This is a genomic window from Deltaproteobacteria bacterium RBG_16_64_85 (assembly GCA_001798885.1).
In the GTDB taxonomy this organism is placed as follows: Bacteria; Desulfobacterota; Deferrimicrobia; order Deferrimicrobiales; family Deferrimicrobiaceae; genus FEB-35.
In genome coordinates, this window is record MGQW01000051.1 from 1 (window position 1) to 16,283 (window position 16,283).

The window sequence follows — 16,283 nt, forward strand, 5'->3', positions numbered from 1 at the left end:
GTGAAATCCCTCAACTGCTCTCCATCCCATACCTCGAAGGCCCTCCCTTCCAGGAGGAGACGGATCCAGATGCCCAGGAAGGTCTGGCGGGCATCCTTCACCCGCATCCGCGGGCCGTAGGTATTCGTCAGCCGGAGGGCGCAAGAGCGTATGTTGTAGACGTTGTTGTACAGGATGTGGTACCACTCCCCGGCCATCTTGTTGATCCCGTTGACGTCCACCGGACGCAGGAGATGTCTTTCATCGACGGGGAGATAGTCGGGTTTTCCGTAGATCTGGCGGGTGCTGGCGAAGACGATCTTGATGCCCGGATTGTGCTTGCGGCAGGTTTCCAGTATGGAGAGCTGTGCCCGGCAGTTGATCTCCAGATCGGTAAAAGGGTCCTGCATCGAATCCAGGTGGCTGGTCTGGCCCGCGAGATTGAAGAGGAAGTCCTGGTCCTGCACCAGATATTTCATGCTGTGTTCGTCGCGCACGTCCGAGATGTTCACGCGAACACGCGCCTCGACCCCATGGAGATTGAAGAGGTTGCCGCCGTACTCGGGGATCAGGCTGTCGACCAGGACCACGCTTGCCCCCAGGTCGATCAGACGCCTGGCAAGGGTGGAACCGATGAAGCCCAGGCCGCCCGTGATGAGGACACTCTTTCCCGCAAACAGTCGGTCAAACTCCATGGATTCCTCCCATCTTCCTTCCTTACCCCGAGGTCCGCGCCTTGCGGGCCAGGACGACATTGTCGAGGTAGAGATCGCCGTTTCTCGGCAGGATGATCCCCAGGATCTCGCCCAGCAGGTTGAACGGCGCGATGAGCAGCAGCGTCAGCAGGATATTGATGAGGGGACTCCTCGTGACCGTTTTCTTGTATATATACCCTGTTAAGAGCTGGAACACGACCCGGATGTCGTCGACGCTCTTCCGCAGGACTACCACCTGGAAATCGTGCCTCTGCAGGATCGCCGATAGACCGAATGAGGAGTACCGGGCGTAGTCGCGGGGGGCTTCATGCTCGTCCCACACGAAGGGCACCGTCATCAGAAGCGCGCCGCCCGGCTTAAGAACCCTGTGGACTTCGGACAGGAAACCATCGGGATCGAACGCGTGCTCGAATACCTCGTTGACCACGACACTGTCAAACTCGGCCTCTGCGAACGGGAAGACGGTCCCATCGTAAAAAACGTCCGCCTTCTTATGCTTTCTGTTTTCAGGGGTGTCGATCTCGAGGCCGACGTACTCCGAGGACGGGAAAAGAGACTCGTAGGGCTTCCGGCCGCACCCGACGTCCAGGGTCTTCCCCCGGATTTCCGCTGCAAGAGCCCGGATGTGGCGGTAAAGGCCCTTCCGGGCGAAGTAGAAAGGGTTGACGAAGACCGAAAGCGGCCCCGGTCGGAACTGCGCTTCCTCGTACAGCGATTTCAGCATCTCTCCGGTGGTCATTTCCGTCCGCGGGATACCCGCAGGAGTTTCCGCTCGAGTAAAAGCAGGGACTGGCGCAACCCTTTCCTGTAGGACGCGGGTGTCCGGATGGAACGGTTGATGTACGAGGCGAGGCCCGTCCGGATGCAATCCCGGCAGACCGTCAATTCCCGCCGCCTTTCAAGGATGTCGGCCAGATCATCGCGGATCAGGTTTCCGCACAGGAACTCCGGGCGGTCTTTGGGGAGCTGACAACAGGCGACGACATCCGCATTTTCCGTGAGAACGAGGCAATCCTGCTGGGGGCAGGCAGATCCATCGCGGCGCGCTCTTTTCAGTATCCCGGGGATCTCTTCCAGTCCATGGAGATCCTCCGATAGGGCAGACAGCGCCGCCGGGGGCATCCGCCCGTCCGCCAGCATCCGCAGGTCGTCCCACCGGTTGAGAATGGCATAGTGGGGGTAGAAGGCGATCCCATGCTGATTTGCGAACCGCTTGCAGGGGCCGATCTCACCCTCGTTGAACCGGTAGACATGAAAATAAATGCGGAAATCCCCTCGAAAGCCATTGGCCCTGCACTCCCGGACGATCCGGGTGATGTTCTCCCGCGCCCTTTCGAAATTCGTTCGCTGGATGCGATCATAGGACGCCTGGGAAAAGCCGCACATCGAGAAGATGATGTGGTCGAGGTTCCGGACGAACGACCGGTCAATGACGGGAACGCGGCAGGCGTTCGTACTCAGGGCGTACCGCACACCGAAATCGTTGACGACCCGGAGGATGCCCGGGAGATCCTTGTGGAGGAGCGGTTCCCCCCAGTTGTAGAGGCTCACAACGGTTTCTGCGCCGATAGCACCTTCACGGAGGAGTTTTTCCAGCGTCATGGCGAACCGCTCCGGGGATAGTTCGCTTCCACTGCGGCCTTCACCCATCCCGGTGAGGCAGTAGGGGCAACGCGCGTTGCAGGCGTCGACGATGTCGAAATAGACGATTTTGAAGAGGGCCCTGGATTTCATTTCCGCCTGAAGATGAAGCCCTTGAAGATGGAGTCCATGACATGGGCTTTTTCGAAACCATCGAATTCCTCGACGAGCTGATACCGAGCGTTCATGGCGTCGCGAAACTTCTCCTGGCTGAGAAACCAGCAAGGGTAGCTTGCAGGAAAGATTTCGGGGGGAACTTTCTGCACGGTGAGCCGGTCCCCCCCCTTTCGGAGGAAAGAGGTGCGATCGATAAGGATGAATTCGAATCCGAGGGACTGTGCCTTTTCCAGCATGGCATACGGTTTCTCAAGATATTGGAGGACGCCTGAAAACAGAATCGCGTCGGGCCGATGCTCCCGGAAGCATTCGTCGAGATCGTCATGGAATTTCAGGTGCTCGTTCTCGAACTCTCGTTTTCCGCATTCCGCGAATTTTTTCTGCTCCACAATGCTCCAACGCAACTCCTTCAAATGAGACAGGAACTTTCGGTTCTGGTAATAGGAGCTCCCAAGGGAGCCCCCGAAATCCACGAGGTTCAGACGATTCGCCTTCTGCGAAGCGATCCAGAGAATGCCCGCAAGCAGGGGCCAGGAATACTGGATCCTGTCGAAAAGTACCGAATCCCTCTCGTAAACGGACTCGCCGTTCTTTACCTTCAACAGGGACTCCTTGACCTTTTTCAGGATCGGGTCGGAATCGTAGCCGGCAGACGATTCTTTCGCTTCATCCCAAGTGGTACAGACACGGTAAGAGCCATAATGTCCTCGGATCTTCCTGTACATTCCCAATAGTATGGGCGGGAGTAAATCACGGAGAGAGAATTCCATATCGTTTATTCTTGTCATCAAAATACCGGAGAATCCACAATCAAGCTTTAAAGAAATTGGTGGCCATCGATTTGACCCGCACCCCGAGCCCAGGTTGAACCTCTTTCATAAACCGCCCGAATTCCTCCCTTGCAGATCGGTTCTCCTCGATCGGAATATCCGTTATTTCGATGGGATTCAGGGAAATTTGTGATTCGTAAAGATCGGTCTTTACGCAATGTGTTCCGCTGGCATCCGTGCCAATATTTTTTGTCAGGGACCTGCCAGGATAAAGGGTAAGCTTGTCGTTTAAAAACGCGGATGCGTACCAGCGTATTGCCCAGGAATTGTTTTTTCCCCGTGTCTGGTCTTCCAGCATTTTTGTGTATGGATAGGCACCATTGAAATCGAACTCTTTCTTTAAATGTCTCTTTCGCATATCCCCCAACAATTTTTCCCCATCCGGCTCAAACAGGTCCCACCCTCTTTTCCACGTGGCCCATCCCCAGCAATCGGCGCCTTTCAGGAAAAACGTTTCCGGCAGTCGAGCGATGACAGGGAAAAGATACCCGTTTATACTGATCACCTTGTCCTCATCTTTATAATACTCCAGACCCTCGTTCATGAATTTCAGGAAAAAGGGGGAACTGAGCAAATCATCTTCGAGGACGATGATGCGGCCATATTGGTTAACAACCTCGCTCACCCCGGCAATGATGGATTGCGCAAGGCCTAGATTCTTTCCCCTTTCCGTGACAGACACGTTTTTGAATCCGGTAACTGTTTTCAGGTATTCCCGTACGGATAGGACATCTGCCTTATCCGCGTTGGTCCTTGGTCCGTCCGAAAACACGATCAATTCGCATTCCATCGCCAGCACATTTTTTTGCAATGCCTCGACGGTTGCCCGTGTATGCCAAAGCCTTTTATATGCGAACAATGTTATCGGAGCTAATTTCATGGTGTGCCTGATTCTTCATTCTCCTTTCTATAAAGTCCCATCCAACCATCCTTCCTGCCGATAAGTCCAAAACTGGCCCTAAAAAGGATGGCATATATTAGATTGATGATTATCGGAATCCGAGAATATTTTCCAAGATATAATCCTGGATAGAAACGAAGTCTGTAAGGGCATTTTCGAAACCATAGATCGACAAGATTTATCCGATTCCGGGCAGAAAATCGAATTTGAGATAAACCGGGACCAAATACCATACCGATTCCAATAGGATGGTAAGGTTTTACATGATCAAAATCATCAAAAAAATAAGAAGAATTAAGTGGCGTGGTAATAATAATATGACCGCCCGGCTTCAGACGATCCAGGCAGTCGTCCAAGAATTTAAATAAATCAGAAGGTTGAAAATGTTCGATGATATGGGACATCAGCATAACGTCGAAGGTGTTCCTTGTTTTGTCGAATTCCTGCAGCGTCATGCAATTTAATCCTGCCTCGAGATTGGTTTTAACGATATCCGGATTTATATCGATCCCTATTACCTCAAATCCCTTGGAACGTAATAACATCATCTTTCTCCCGTAGCCGCAGCCTATATCCAGTACTATTTGCCCTTGGGACAATTTGATAGAACTTGTAAACCTCAGAAGATTCTTTTCCTCATTTCCGATATCCAGTGTCGAATTTAATAATTTCTTGATATTTTCAACGAACGCTGACATTCTTCATATCCTCAAGCAATTATCTTCATTGTGGCAATCTCTGTTGCTGTTGTCCAAAATCATCCCTCCGCTTTTTTTAAGGAATTCACGCATTTTTTCGAACAATTTGCCCTGTCCCTTCCATCTATGACGACGATGTCGAACCTTCCGACGTATTCCGATATTTTCTTCGAATATTCCCCGCCATACCGGAGGTCGATAGGATGGAGTTCAACGTTCGGCGGGACCCGAAGCTTCATCTTTTCATACCATTCCCTGCGATATTTCCTATGTTGATTCTTGGTTTATTCATTACCAGAATTTCGGAAAGAGGATGGCTTTCGTCAGCATTGAACCTGTTTTATGTAACGGCTTATAGAGGAAACACGATCCGTGCGCCGCAAACCAGTAGGCAATGCAAGAGGCAATTACCGCTCCCATCCCGCCATATCGTGGGATCAAGATGTAATTCAGGCCGACATTGATGATGCAACCCAAAGAGACGGTCATCAGGTGGATCTTTGTCCAGTTCATGGCGGTAAGGAACGTGCTCCGGGCTACCCCGAGGTTGGTGAACAAGACGGACCAGATGAGCAATGAGAGCATGGGGCCGGCCTTGGCGTACGGGACCCCGAATAATATCTTAACGACCCAGCCGGCAAGGAACGTCACCGGGATCGCGACGACATAGGCCATCAGAGCAAGGAAATTGTAAAGCTTTTGAAGTCTCTCGTAAAATACGGTATCGCCCATGGCCCTGGCTTCCACGATGCTGGGGAACACGGAGGAAATAATGATGCCAGGCAGGAAGTACCATGCCTCGACCAGTTGGACCGCAACGGAGTAAATTCCCACCTCCTTGTCTCCTGCCATTTCACCGATCATGACTTGATCGATCCGCATGTAGATCATGATGGCAACGCCGGACAATATCAGCGGCCAGCTGTCCTTCAGCATACCGATTGCGCGCGGGACATTGCTTTTCCAGCATCTTACAGGATGACCGCTGATTCGATAGGTAACCAACATTCCTGCCGACCCGATCACAATCTCGGCGAGCCCTGCACAGGCAAAAGCGACGAGAGGCGCCTTCACCAGGATCAGGAAGACTTTGACGACCGACACGATAAGGAACGCGGAATTCTTCGCATACACGGTATATTTCGATTGGACCTGCGATTGGAACCAGAAATCGAGCGTGTCAAAGGCATTGAAAATCATTCCTGCCGCGGCAATCAGAACCAGCCAGCGGGCCAGTTCGTCCTGGGGTCGGATCAGGGAGAACGACGCGATGACGAGAAATAACGTCAACGCACCACCCAACAACTTCAGGACGAAAGCGGTGCCAAGAATCTCATCCTTGCTGGAGGGGTCGCGTACGAGATCGCGCACCACGATGCCGTCGAGACCCAAAGCGGCAATCGCGGAAAACAGGGAAACGAAAGCGATGGTAAAATTCCACAGGCCGAACTGCTCGGGCCCAAGGTAGCGTGCAAGCCAGACGCCGACAAAAAGACCCACTCCCATGCGAAGGATCTTGTCTGCAAGGAGCCAGCCCAAATTGCTCATCACATTTTGGAGATACAGGCGCTCTTCAAGTTGTTGCCTGATAAAGAGCGGCAGATATTTCATCCAGCCTTGATTCATGGTCTTCCGGAAAGAGCTTGAAGAACGACTAGTCTTTCCACGCCACTTCCGCCGCCGTCAGGCGAAAACGCTTGATCCATTCCGCAAACTGTCCGGAGGTGACGTTTCGCAATCTCCGGAGCCTGCGGCGCTCGGCGAGAACGGCGGGCAACTTTGCCAATGCGTCTCTGTAAGCGCGGAGGACGATCCGGATGAGCCTCAAGGAAGATCGGTCTTCCGCGAATTTGCCGGAAGCTCCCTTGCGGCGAAGGGCTGCGAGGAAATGGTGCGCCATCCTGTATCCGGTGTAGAAGGGGGACACAAGGATCCACCGTAAAGGGAAATACTTGACCATCACCCAGAACCGGTTGCGCTCCACCTGGTACACCTTGAACTCGGAATAGGTGCCGACCGTGGCGGAGTACTTATGGAACACAACGGCTTTGGGGACGAGCATGCACCGCGCTCCGTAGATCCTTGCCCGGAGACCGAGTTCCGTATCGTCTCCATATGCGAAGAAGGATTCATCGAACCCCCCGATGGCATCCAGCAGATCTTTCCGGTAGGCAGCGGCGCACCCACTGGGGAAAATGACTTCCTCCTCCCGGTCGTATTGACCCGTGTCCTTCTCGAGTCTTCCCCTCCCGCGGCTGATTCCATCCGGGTATAGAAGATGGCCCACCGTGTCGATCTCATCCCGTCGGAAATAATTCAGCACCTTGCACGCGAAAACCGGAACTTCCGGGTAGCGGCCGGCGGCGGAGTGAAGCTCCTCCAGCCAGCGGGAGTCGACCCGGGTGTCGTTGTTGAGAAAGACCACCCACCTTCCGCGCGCCCGTCCGATGCCCACGTTGTTCCCGCCGGAAAAACCGAGGTTCTTCTCCAAAAGGACCAGCCGGACGCGGTCTCCGTATTCGGCCCGGATGAATTCAGCGGAGCCATCCGTCGAGCCGTTATCGACCACGAGGATTTCGAAATCGCGATCGCTCTGTTCAAGAACGGAATCCACACACTCCTGGAGGAGGTGTTTCCCGTTCCAGTTCAGGAGGAGGATCGAGAAGAAGGGTGCGACCGGCCCTGACTTCAAGGCTGGAGGGTTCCCCCGCCCTCGCCCTTTTCCGCGCTTTCCTTCAGCAGCGCCAGCTCCTGGGCCATCCTCTTGTTCATCTGGTGAAGTTTGGAGATCGCGATCGAAAAATGGATCAGGATAAGAAGGATGAAGAGGATACCGACGAGGAACAGGAAGGAGGGAGGATAGGCGATCCCGGCGGAGAACGACAGTCGCGCCAGCCAATCCCGCTTCACCGACAGGATCAGGATGACCAGGCTTCCAAAGAGCCACAGAATGGAATATTCCTCCCGGAGCCGCCGCCGCCGGACCATCTCCAGGATATAGACAAGGAGGGCAACGGACATGCACACCGACAGGAGAGTAATCCGGTTCAACCGAATCTCCTAATGGCGTTGATCAGGAAAGAAAGCGTAACCTTAACCATATAATATAACGCGTCGAATGTTGTAATAGAGGATTTTCCCTCGGCCCGCGCATGCATCCGGACCGGGACTTCCACGGTCCTTGCCCCCAGGCGGTGCATCAGGATGTAGGCGTCCACTTCCGGGTAGTCGGATGGGTAGTGGTACGAGTAGAACTCGATCAGGCGCCGGTTGATGGCGAAAAAGCCCGATGTCGGATCCGTGACCCGGTATCCGGTGAAGAGACCGACCAGGAGCCGAAAGAAATGAATGCCGAAGATCCTGGGGATGGAAATCCGGTATTCCTTCTCCCCGAGGAATCTCGATCCGATTACGGCATCGGCATGTTCGTCGAGGATCGGCTTCAGGACGGAAGGGATATCGTCGATCTCGTGCTGCCCGTCCCCATCGATCCGGACGAGTGCGTCATAGCCGCCGTTCATGGCGTAAAGGAAAGCCGTCTGGACAGCGCCGCCGATCCCCAGGTTGCAGGGGAGGTCGAGAACAATGGCCCCCGCATGCCTTGCGGCAGCGGAGGTTCCGTCGGGGGAGCCGTCATTGACGACCAGCACGTCGTAGGAAAATTTATGTTGGATCGCGGCGACGACCGCCCCGATCGATCTCTCTTCCCGATAGGCGGGGATGGCGACCAGCACGCGGGGGGAAGTCCTGTGATCGGCTGTTTTCAAAATGGATTCTTTCGTTCCATCGATTTCTAGACTTATAGCATAGCCGCTTCCCGTTGTGGAAATCCCCCGCGAGCCCGCGTATCATGTTCTGCGGGGCACGGGAGGACGGTCCCCGGACCTCCTCATTCCGACCCCCGTTTCGGCGACGACAGACAGGAGGACCCATGGAGAAGTGCCTTTGGAGCCGGAGGAAATTCCTGCAGGTTGCGGGAGGGACCGCCGGGATGCTTGCGGCCGGCGGGGGCGGCTGGCTCCGGGGCGGACTCCCGTCCTTCCCCGAAACGGCCGCCGCGCAAGGAATCGGTGCGACGGTGGCCTCCGCGTCCGGGGCAAACCCCGGGGAGAACGTCCGCAGGGCGGTCTCGGCGCTCGGAGGGATCAAGTCCTTCGTCTCGCGGGGCGATGTGGTCGTCCTCAAGCCGAACATCGGGTGGGACCGGACGCCCGATCAGGCGGCCAACACGGACCCGGCCGTTGTCGTCGCGCTGGCGGAGATGTGCCTTTCCGCAGGCGCGAAGGAGGTGCGCATCTTCGACCGCACCTGCAACGAGCCGAGGCGATGCTATGCGAGCAGCGGAATCCCGGCGGCCGTCGAGGCATTCGGTAAGAAGCACGGCGCCTCGGGCACGGTGCGGATCTACCACGTCGAGGAACGGAAGTTCCAGCGGACGTCGATCCCGGGAGCGCTCGCCATGAAGGAATGGGACCTCTACCGCGACGCGATGGAGGCGGACAGGATCATCAACGTCCCCGTGGCCAAGCACCACTCGCTGGCCACCGTCACCCTGGGCTTGAAGAACATGATGGGGGTCATGGGAGGGAACCGGGGGCAGATCCACTTCAACCTGCCGGAGTGCTTGGTGGACCTCAACCGGCGGCTTCCTTCAAGCCTTACCGTCATCGATGCCACGCGCGTGCTTCTGCGCAACGGGCCGTCCGGCGGCAACCTCGCCGACGTGCGCGCGCTGGGGGAGATCTTCGCCTCGGCGGACGTCGTTGCGGCGGACGTGGTGGCCGCGGAGAAGGTCTTCGGATTGAAGGCCCGGGACGTGGCGCACATCCAGAAGGCGCTCGACGGCAAGCTCGGTGTGGCATCCCCCGCGCAGATTCGCGTACTCGATGCGTGACCCCGATGCGGCCCAAGCGGAATCCGGAGGTCGTCTGGCGTCTGGAAAAAGGGATCCATGCGTTGGCGTGGGACAAGGCCAGGATGGAAGAGGAGTATGAGGACCTGGGCGTCCTTACCCTGGTGGTCGGCGAGTCCATCCATCAGTTGAACCTCGTGGGGGCGGAGATCTGGACCCGGATCAACGGGATCAACTCGGCGGAGAAGATCTCCGTGGAGATCGCCGAGCTGTTCGGCTGGGAGCCGGAGGAAACGCGGGAGGCCGTAATGGAGTTCCTCGAGGGGATCGGGGAGCGCGGATGGGTTACAATGAGGAGACAATGATCAGGGAGGCGGCGGTTGGGCGAATCCATGCCGGCATGCGTCCGGTGGGACATCGATTTCCACGGAAATGCCGGGCGGACGAAGCGGATCGCGCGACAGATCCGCGAGGCGTCCCCCCGGGTTGTCGAGCTGAGAATCGAGGGGGGAAAAGGGCTCCACGAGCTTCCCGCGATCTTCACGGAGATCCACAAGTGCAATCCCCGGGTCGAGACCACGTTGCGGGTGTTCCCCGGTGCGGCCTCGGTCGCGCTGCGCGGATATGCCATGGATTTCATCTGGCAGGTGGACGCCATGGAGCCGTTCCTCGGGCAACTTCCGCCGGGGGCGGAATCGATCTCCATGACGGTCGACGGGGACTCGCTGGCCCGTCTTCCCGATGTCCTGGAAGAATTCGCCGAAAGCAACGCGCGCGCGATCCATCTGTCGAACGTCAACGCGATCCGCGCTCTTGCGGAGGCGGGTCACGTCCCCGTCCTGGGCCGGGAACAGCTTCAGGCAGCGGCGGGAATCATTTCGCGCCTTGAGATCCCGCTATCCGGGAAGAAGCTGGTCGTGCACGATTATTTCTTCTGGAAACTTCTGCGAGGCGTTTTTTCAGATGAGGCGGGAGAGGGGGTCTGCTTTTCGGGATGCCGGGCCGCCTCGGCTCTCGCCTACGTCGACTGGGAGGGTAACGTTTATCCGTGCGACTCCCTCCCCGTCCGGCTCGGGAACCTCCAGGAGAAGACCTTCGAGAAGATCTGGCGTTCGCCCGCCAGGGGGCAGATCCTCGATGTGCTCCGTGCCGTGCCTGCTTCCTGCGAGCCGTGCGACCGGCTGAAGGGTTGTCTTTCCGGCTGTCCCGGGCTTGCTTACCCCGTCTACGGCCTGAATGGCGGGGCAGAACTGCCTGGCACGGAACGGCCGGCCGCGACCGGGGGCCGAAACCTGGAACGTTGACTTTTTGCCGCAGGCGAGGCGGCATCGCAGATCGTCCGGAGGCTTACAGTTCGTCCATCGAGAGGAGAGAATAACGTGAGGGGATCATTTCGGAGTGCTGTCTTCATTCTTTTCGTCGTTGCGCTGACGGGGGTCATCGCCGGCTGCTCCAAGTCGGACCCAGGGAACGAAACGGTGGCGTCGGTGAACGGGGAGGATATCAAGGTTTCGGAGTTGCGCGAATTTCTCGGAATCCGGGGAGGGGCGGCTCCGGCCGGGAACGTGCCTGCCGAGCGGAAGAAGGAGGCTCTGGACCGCCTGGTAGCGGGTCGCCTCCTCGCGCAGGAGGCAAGGGGGAAGGGACTGGACAACACCGCGGAGTTCCGGCAGGCCCTCGCCCAGAGCGAGCAGGGCATTCTCATCACGGCCCTCTTTCGCAGGGAGATCGAGTCCAAGGGAAAGGCGGAGGAAAAAGAGGTCCAGGGGGAGGCCAGGAAGCTCAGGCAGGCAGACAACAACATTTCCGAGCAGGATGCGAATGCCCGGGCCAGTCAGATGATCTTGGAAAAGCAGACCCGTAAGGTCGAGGGAGACCTGATCGACGCCGCGAAAAAGGAAACTCCTCCCTCCATCAACAAGGATCTGATCCAGAAGATCGGCAAAGGGGATAAGGTGGACGACAACGTGGTCCTGGGGGCGGTCGGAGAGGAAAAGGTCAGCTACGGCGATGTGAAGCGGTCGATCGGCGCCATCTCCCCCGACGGCCCCCATGGCGCACGGGAGCTGTCGAAAAACCCGATGGTGATCGAAAAGATATTGGACAGGGAATTGACGGGGCGGGCGCTCGCCGCGGTCGCGAAGAGAAAGGGGATGGAAGGATCGGAACCGGCGAAAGCGGTCAGGAAAGAACTGGAGCGGTCGATCCTCATCAGTCTGCTGGCGGACAAGGTGGTTCCCAAGGAGGTTTCCGTCACGGACAAGGAGATCGGGGAGGCCTACGCCGAGCACGCCAAGATGCTCGTCCGGAATGGAAAGCAGGTCCCGCTCTCTGCGGTGAAGGAGCAGTTACGGGGCTTTCTCCAGAACAACAAGCGGAAGAAGGCGCTCGAGGACTATGTCCAGGAGTTGAAGAACAAGGCGAAGATCACGGTCAACGAGTCGCTGCTGCCGAAGGTATGATGAGAGACCTCCCATTGGTCCATGCTTTGTGCGTCGGCTGTCTCGTCCTTGGGATGGGGGCCGCCCTGGCGCAGGAAAAGGCGATCCCCCAGCTGTCGCCGGGCACCCCGATGAACGAGGAGATGAGGATGCTCGACGTGGGGGTCCTCGCCCCCGAGTTCAGCCTCAAGGATACGGAAGGGATCCCGTACCTTTTCGCCGAGCAAAGGGGGAAGAAACCGGTGCTTTTCGTTTTCTGGTCGATCTTCTGTGAACCGTGCCGGTTCGAGATGCCGATCGTCCAGAAGATGCACTCCCGGTACAGGGACGCAGGCCTTGACGTTGTCGCTGTCAACATCGACGGCGAACCGCTGAAAAGCAGCATCCTGGGATTCGTGAAGCAGGAGGGGTACACGTTCAAGGTGCTGATCGACGAGCTCGACTCCAGGGAGGCGTTCAAGGCGGCCGACCCTTTCGGAGTGGCGGGGACGCCGACACTTTTTCTGATCGACAGAACGGGAAAAATCGCCCTCGCCAGGGCGGGGCGCATGAAGGAAGAAGACCTTGAAAAAGCCGTCCAGGCCGTCCTGAAACGGTGAGGAGGGACGGTCCTGACTTCCCCCACGCGTTTCCTGCTGTTCGACCCGACGGGGGAGGGATGGCCCAGGGTCACGCTCCCGCAGGTGGCGTTCGCGGGCCGTTCGAACGTGGGGAAATCCTCTCTGCTGAACGCCCTCGTCGGCCAAAAGCGGCTCGCCCATGTCAGCAGGACACCCGGCCGGACCCGGGGGCTGGCCTTCTTCGATATTGAGGGAAAGTTCGCCTTCGTCGACCTTCCGGGCTACGGGTACGCGAAGGTTTCCCGGGAGGAGCGGGAGGCCTGGAAAAACCTGGTCGAGGGATACCTTTCATCGTGCCGCAGGCTTCGGAAGGTCTACTTGCTGGTGGACGTCCGCAGGGGCCCGGAGGGGGAGGAACGGATGCTCTCCTCTTATCTTTCGGAGCTCGGCATCCCCTGCCGTTGGGTGGGGACGAAGGTCGACAAGCTCTCCGCGGCGGAAAGGGCGGCCGCCGCCACCCGTTTCGAGGGACCTGAAGGGTTCGGAACCGGTGCTCCGCTGCTGGTGTCGGCCAAGACGCGCGAGGGGATCGACGTTTTATGGCGGGATATCCGGTCCTCCTTTTCCACTTGATTGTTTCCCGGGAAAGGGGTAACCTTCCACCGATTTAATGCCGGTTAGGCCCTGCCAAAACGGAAACGACACCGTGCAAGTCCACCTCACCTTCCGGCGGAAGCGGAGGAACCTACTTGTTCCCGATCGTCGAAAGCAGAGAAATCGCCAAGAACGTCATCCTCCAGAGGATCGCGGCGCCCCGGATCGCGCGCAAGCGCAAGGCCGGGCAATTCCTCGTCATACGACGGGGGGAGATGGGCGAACGGATCCCCCTGACCATCGTCGATTCCGACACTTCGGAAGGCACCGTGACGATCATCTTCCAGGCGGTCGGAAAATCGACGGCCGAACTGGCCGGATTGAAGGCGGGGGATACCGTGCTGGACGTCGTCGGTCCCCTGGGGTTGCCGACCCATGTGGAGAACCTCGGAACCGTCGTGGGCATCGGCGGCGGGATCGGCGCGGCGCCCCTTCTTCCCATCGCGACCGCTTTCAAGAAGGCGGGAAACCGCCTGATCTCGATCGTCGGGGCCAGGACGAAGGATCTTCTCATCCTCGAGGAGGAGATGAAAGCGATCTCCGATCAGATCACCGTAACCACCGATGACGGCTCGTACGCAAAGAAAGGGTTCGTAACGACCGCCCTGCAGGAGCTGATCGACGCCGGGACGAAGATCGACCTGTGCATCGCCATCGGCCCGGTGCCGATGATGAAGGCGGTGGCCGAGGTGACCCGCCCCCACGCGATCAAGACGGTCGTCAGCCTGAATCCCATCATGGTGGACGCCACGGGGATGTGCGGGGCGTGCCGGGTGTCCGTCGGCGGCAAGACGAAGTTCGTCTGCGTGGACGGTCCGGAGTTCGACGGGCACGAGGTGGACTTCAAAGAGCTGGTGATGCGCAACCGCGCCTACCTGAAGGAGGAAAAGGAATCGATGGACAAGTTCCTGAAGGAGGAGAAGGAAGCGATGGACAAGCTCCTGCACAAAGGCGGCAAGTGCATGGAGTCGACCGCCCCCCCCATGGGGAAACGTCCGGGACCCCGGGACCGGCAGTCGTGACGACAGGAGGTGCAAACGGATGACCGACGTGCCCCGGACCCCGACAACCCGCCGTCCGAAGGCTGGAAGCATCCCCCGGCAGCCGATGCCGGAGCAGCCGCCCCAGGTTCGCGTCAAGAACTTCCGGGAAGTGCCTTACGGCCTCACCCCGGACCTGGCCATCCTCGAGGCCAGCCGCTGCATCCAGTGCAAGAACCCGGCCTGCATAAAGGGATGCCCGGTCGAGGTTCAGATCCCCGAATTCATCGACCTCGTGCGCCGGGGGAAGTTCATCGAGGCGGCGAGGAAGATCAAGGAGACGAACGCCCTCCCCGCGGTGTGCGGCCGCGTCTGCCCGCAGGAGGAGCAGTGCGAGATGCCCTGTGTTCTGGGCAAGAAGTACGAGCCGGTGGCCGTCGGGCGTCTCGAGCGGTTCGTCGCCGACTTCGAGCGGGTGACCGGCAACGTGGAGATCCCCGAGGTTGCCCCTCCCACGGGGAAGCGCGTGGCGATCGTCGGCGCCGGTCCCGCCGGACTGACCGTGGCGGGAGACCTGGTCAAGCTCGGTCACGACGTGACGATCTTCGAGGCGCTCCACAAGCCGGGCGGGGTCCTCATGTACGGCATCCCGGAGTTCCGCCTGCCCAAGGACATCGTACAGGCGGAGGTCGATTACATTTGCAAGCTCGGCGCCAAGCTCGAGTGCAACGCGGTGATCGGCAAGTCGATCACGATCGACGAACTGCTGGGCGAGGAGGGGTTCCAAACCTGCTTCATCGGTACCGGCGCGGGCCTTCCCTATTTCATGAATATCCCGGGCGAGAACCTGATCGGGATCTATTCGGCCAACGAGTTCTTGACGCGCGCCAACCTGATGAAGGCGTACCTGTTCCCCCATGCCGACACGCCTCTCACGCGCGGACGCCACGTGGCGGTGGTGGGCGGCGGGAACGTGGCGATGGACGCGGCGCGCACCGCGTTGCGGATGGGGGCGGAGAAGGTGTACGTCGTCTACCGCCGGTCCAAGAAGGAGATGCCCGCGAGGATCGAGGAGATCCACCATGCCGAGGAGGAGGGGATCGAGTTCCACCTCCTCACCAACCCCCTCCGGTTCCTCGGGAACGACGAGGCGTGGGTGACCGAGATCGAGTGCCAGAGGATGGAGCTGGGCGAGCCCGACTCCTCGGGGCGGCGGCGGCCGGTGCCCATCCAGGGCTCCGAGTTCCGGCTCTCCGTGGACACCGTCGTCATGTCCATCGGCAACGGCGCCAATCCGCTGGTCCCGGCCACGACCCCGGGCCTGAACACGAACAAGTGGGGGAACATCCTGGCCGATCAGGAGACGGGGAAGACGAGCAAGAAGGGGGTCTTCGCCGGGGGCGACATCGTCATCGGCGCAGCCACCGTCATCCTCGCCATGGGGGCCGGCCGCAAGGCGGCGGCGGCCATGCACGAATACCTGATGACGGGCGTCTGGTAGCCGCACCGTACCGAGATCCTCCTTTCGTGCAGGGTTTGCAACGGGTATGGAAGGCAAAGCCGCCTAACGTGTGCCCGCCGAAGTGTCCCCTGCCCGAGTACCCCCGCCACCCCCCAACATTTCGATGAATGCCTGGATCCGGATCCGGGTCCTCCCGTCGAGGGGCCCTGGCATGTCCCCCTCCAGCGTGAGCACCGGAAGCCTGATCTCCTTGCGCAGGAGGATGTCCTCGATCTGCCGGAAGCAGAACGACTGGACGTAATGGACGATCCCCCGCACCCGGCGGCGGCCCGTTTCCCTGCGAATGTCCTCGAGGCGTTCGAAGAAGGAGTAGGGATAGGTGTACCGGAGGTACTGCTCGGTGAGGTTCTCCGCCGGCCCCGGCATCGCGAATTGGCGCTGCACCTCGTTGA

General features: G+C 58.7%; 18 protein-coding genes and 1 pseudogene. 8 read left to right on the plus strand and 11 right to left on the minus strand.

What is annotated here, in order from left to right:
* The 10 genes and pseudogenes from A2Z13_02595 to A2Z13_02640 form a co-directional block, all read right to left on the minus strand.
* Window positions 1-674: pseudogene (locus A2Z13_02595) on the minus strand (NAD-dependent epimerase).
* A gap of 22 nt (window positions 675-696) precedes the next feature.
* Window positions 697-1,419, minus strand: coding sequence for a methylase (locus tag A2Z13_02600; GenBank protein OGP78521.1), 723 nt, complete (start codon window positions 1,417-1,419; stop codon window positions 697-699).
* 11 nt (window positions 1,420-1,430) lie between these two features.
* Window positions 1,431-2,429: a hypothetical protein gene (locus tag A2Z13_02605; GenBank protein OGP78505.1), complete on the minus strand. Its 999-nt coding sequence runs from the start codon at window positions 2,427-2,429 to the stop codon at window positions 1,431-1,433.
* Window positions 2,426-3,223: a methyltransferase, TIGR04325 family gene (locus A2Z13_02610; protein ID OGP78506.1), complete on the minus strand. Its 798-nt coding sequence runs from the start codon at window positions 3,221-3,223 to the stop codon at window positions 2,426-2,428. The genes A2Z13_02605 and A2Z13_02610 overlap by 4 nt, the downstream gene beginning before the upstream one ends.
* Before the next feature lie 40 nt (window positions 3,224-3,263).
* Entirely contained in the window at window positions 3,264-4,163 is a 900-nt protein-coding gene (locus A2Z13_02615) for a glycosyl transferase (GenBank protein OGP78507.1), read from the minus strand.
* A 778-nt stretch (window positions 4,164-4,941) separates the two neighbouring features.
* The gene (locus A2Z13_02620) at window positions 4,942-5,121 is read right to left on the minus strand and encodes a hypothetical protein (protein OGP78508.1); all 180 of its coding nucleotides are present in this window, start codon (window positions 5,119-5,121) and stop codon (window positions 4,942-4,944) included.
* Window positions 5,122-5,173: 52 nt separating this feature from the next.
* Window positions 5,174-6,508, minus strand: coding sequence for an O-unit flippase (locus A2Z13_02625; GenBank protein ID OGP78509.1), 1,335 nt, complete (start codon window positions 6,506-6,508; stop codon window positions 5,174-5,176).
* 28 nt (window positions 6,509-6,536) lie between these two features.
* Complete coding sequence (locus tag A2Z13_02630; GenBank protein ID OGP78510.1) at window positions 6,537-7,574, minus strand: hypothetical protein; 1,038 nt, start codon at window positions 7,572-7,574, stop codon at window positions 6,537-6,539.
* The gene (locus tag A2Z13_02635) at window positions 7,571-7,903 is read right to left on the minus strand and encodes a hypothetical protein (GenBank protein ID OGP78522.1); all 333 of its coding nucleotides are present in this window, start codon (window positions 7,901-7,903) and stop codon (window positions 7,571-7,573) included. The genes A2Z13_02630 and A2Z13_02635 overlap by 4 nt, the downstream gene beginning before the upstream one ends.
* Before the next feature lie 26 nt (window positions 7,904-7,929).
* Window positions 7,930-8,649: a hypothetical protein gene (locus tag A2Z13_02640; protein OGP78511.1), complete on the minus strand. Its 720-nt coding sequence runs from the start codon at window positions 8,647-8,649 to the stop codon at window positions 7,930-7,932.
* Window positions 8,650-8,813: 164 nt separating this feature from the next.
* On the opposite strand from A2Z13_02640, the gene A2Z13_02645 reads away from it, so the two are divergent.
* The 8 genes from A2Z13_02645 to A2Z13_02680 all read left to right on the plus strand — a co-directional run bounded on the left by A2Z13_02645 (window position 8,814) and on the right by A2Z13_02680 (window position 15,870).
* Complete coding sequence (locus A2Z13_02645) at window positions 8,814-9,776, plus strand: hypothetical protein (protein ID OGP78512.1); 963 nt, start codon at window positions 8,814-8,816, stop codon at window positions 9,774-9,776.
* Between the two features lie 5 nt (window positions 9,777-9,781).
* Window positions 9,782-10,099, plus strand: coding sequence for a hypothetical protein (locus A2Z13_02650; protein ID OGP78513.1), 318 nt, complete (start codon window positions 9,782-9,784; stop codon window positions 10,097-10,099).
* 15 nt (window positions 10,100-10,114) lie between these two features.
* Entirely contained in the window at window positions 10,115-11,038 is a 924-nt protein-coding gene (locus A2Z13_02655; GenBank protein ID OGP78514.1) for a hypothetical protein, read from the plus strand.
* A 75-nt stretch (window positions 11,039-11,113) separates the two neighbouring features.
* Window positions 11,114-12,196: a hypothetical protein gene (locus tag A2Z13_02660; protein ID OGP78515.1), complete on the plus strand. Its 1,083-nt coding sequence runs from the start codon at window positions 11,114-11,116 to the stop codon at window positions 12,194-12,196.
* Window positions 12,197-12,249: 53 nt separating this feature from the next.
* The gene (locus tag A2Z13_02665) at window positions 12,250-12,774 is read left to right on the plus strand and encodes a hypothetical protein (protein OGP78516.1); all 525 of its coding nucleotides are present in this window, start codon (window positions 12,250-12,252) and stop codon (window positions 12,772-12,774) included.
* A gap of 33 nt (window positions 12,775-12,807) precedes the next feature.
* Complete coding sequence (locus tag A2Z13_02670; GenBank protein OGP78517.1) at window positions 12,808-13,368, plus strand: hypothetical protein; 561 nt, start codon at window positions 12,808-12,810, stop codon at window positions 13,366-13,368.
* 116 nt (window positions 13,369-13,484) lie between these two features.
* Window positions 13,485-14,411, plus strand: coding sequence for a ferredoxin-NADP reductase (locus tag A2Z13_02675; protein ID OGP78518.1), 927 nt, complete (start codon window positions 13,485-13,487; stop codon window positions 14,409-14,411).
* 19 nt (window positions 14,412-14,430) lie between these two features.
* Complete coding sequence (locus A2Z13_02680) at window positions 14,431-15,870, plus strand: glutamate synthase (NADPH), homotetrameric (GenBank protein OGP78519.1); 1,440 nt, start codon at window positions 14,431-14,433, stop codon at window positions 15,868-15,870.
* 63 nt (window positions 15,871-15,933) lie between these two features.
* Here A2Z13_02680 and A2Z13_02685 read toward each other — a convergent pair whose 3' ends face one another.
* Window positions 15,934-16,257: a hypothetical protein gene (locus tag A2Z13_02685; protein OGP78520.1), complete on the minus strand. Its 324-nt coding sequence runs from the start codon at window positions 16,255-16,257 to the stop codon at window positions 15,934-15,936.
* Window positions 16,258-16,283: the final 26 nt, after the last annotated feature.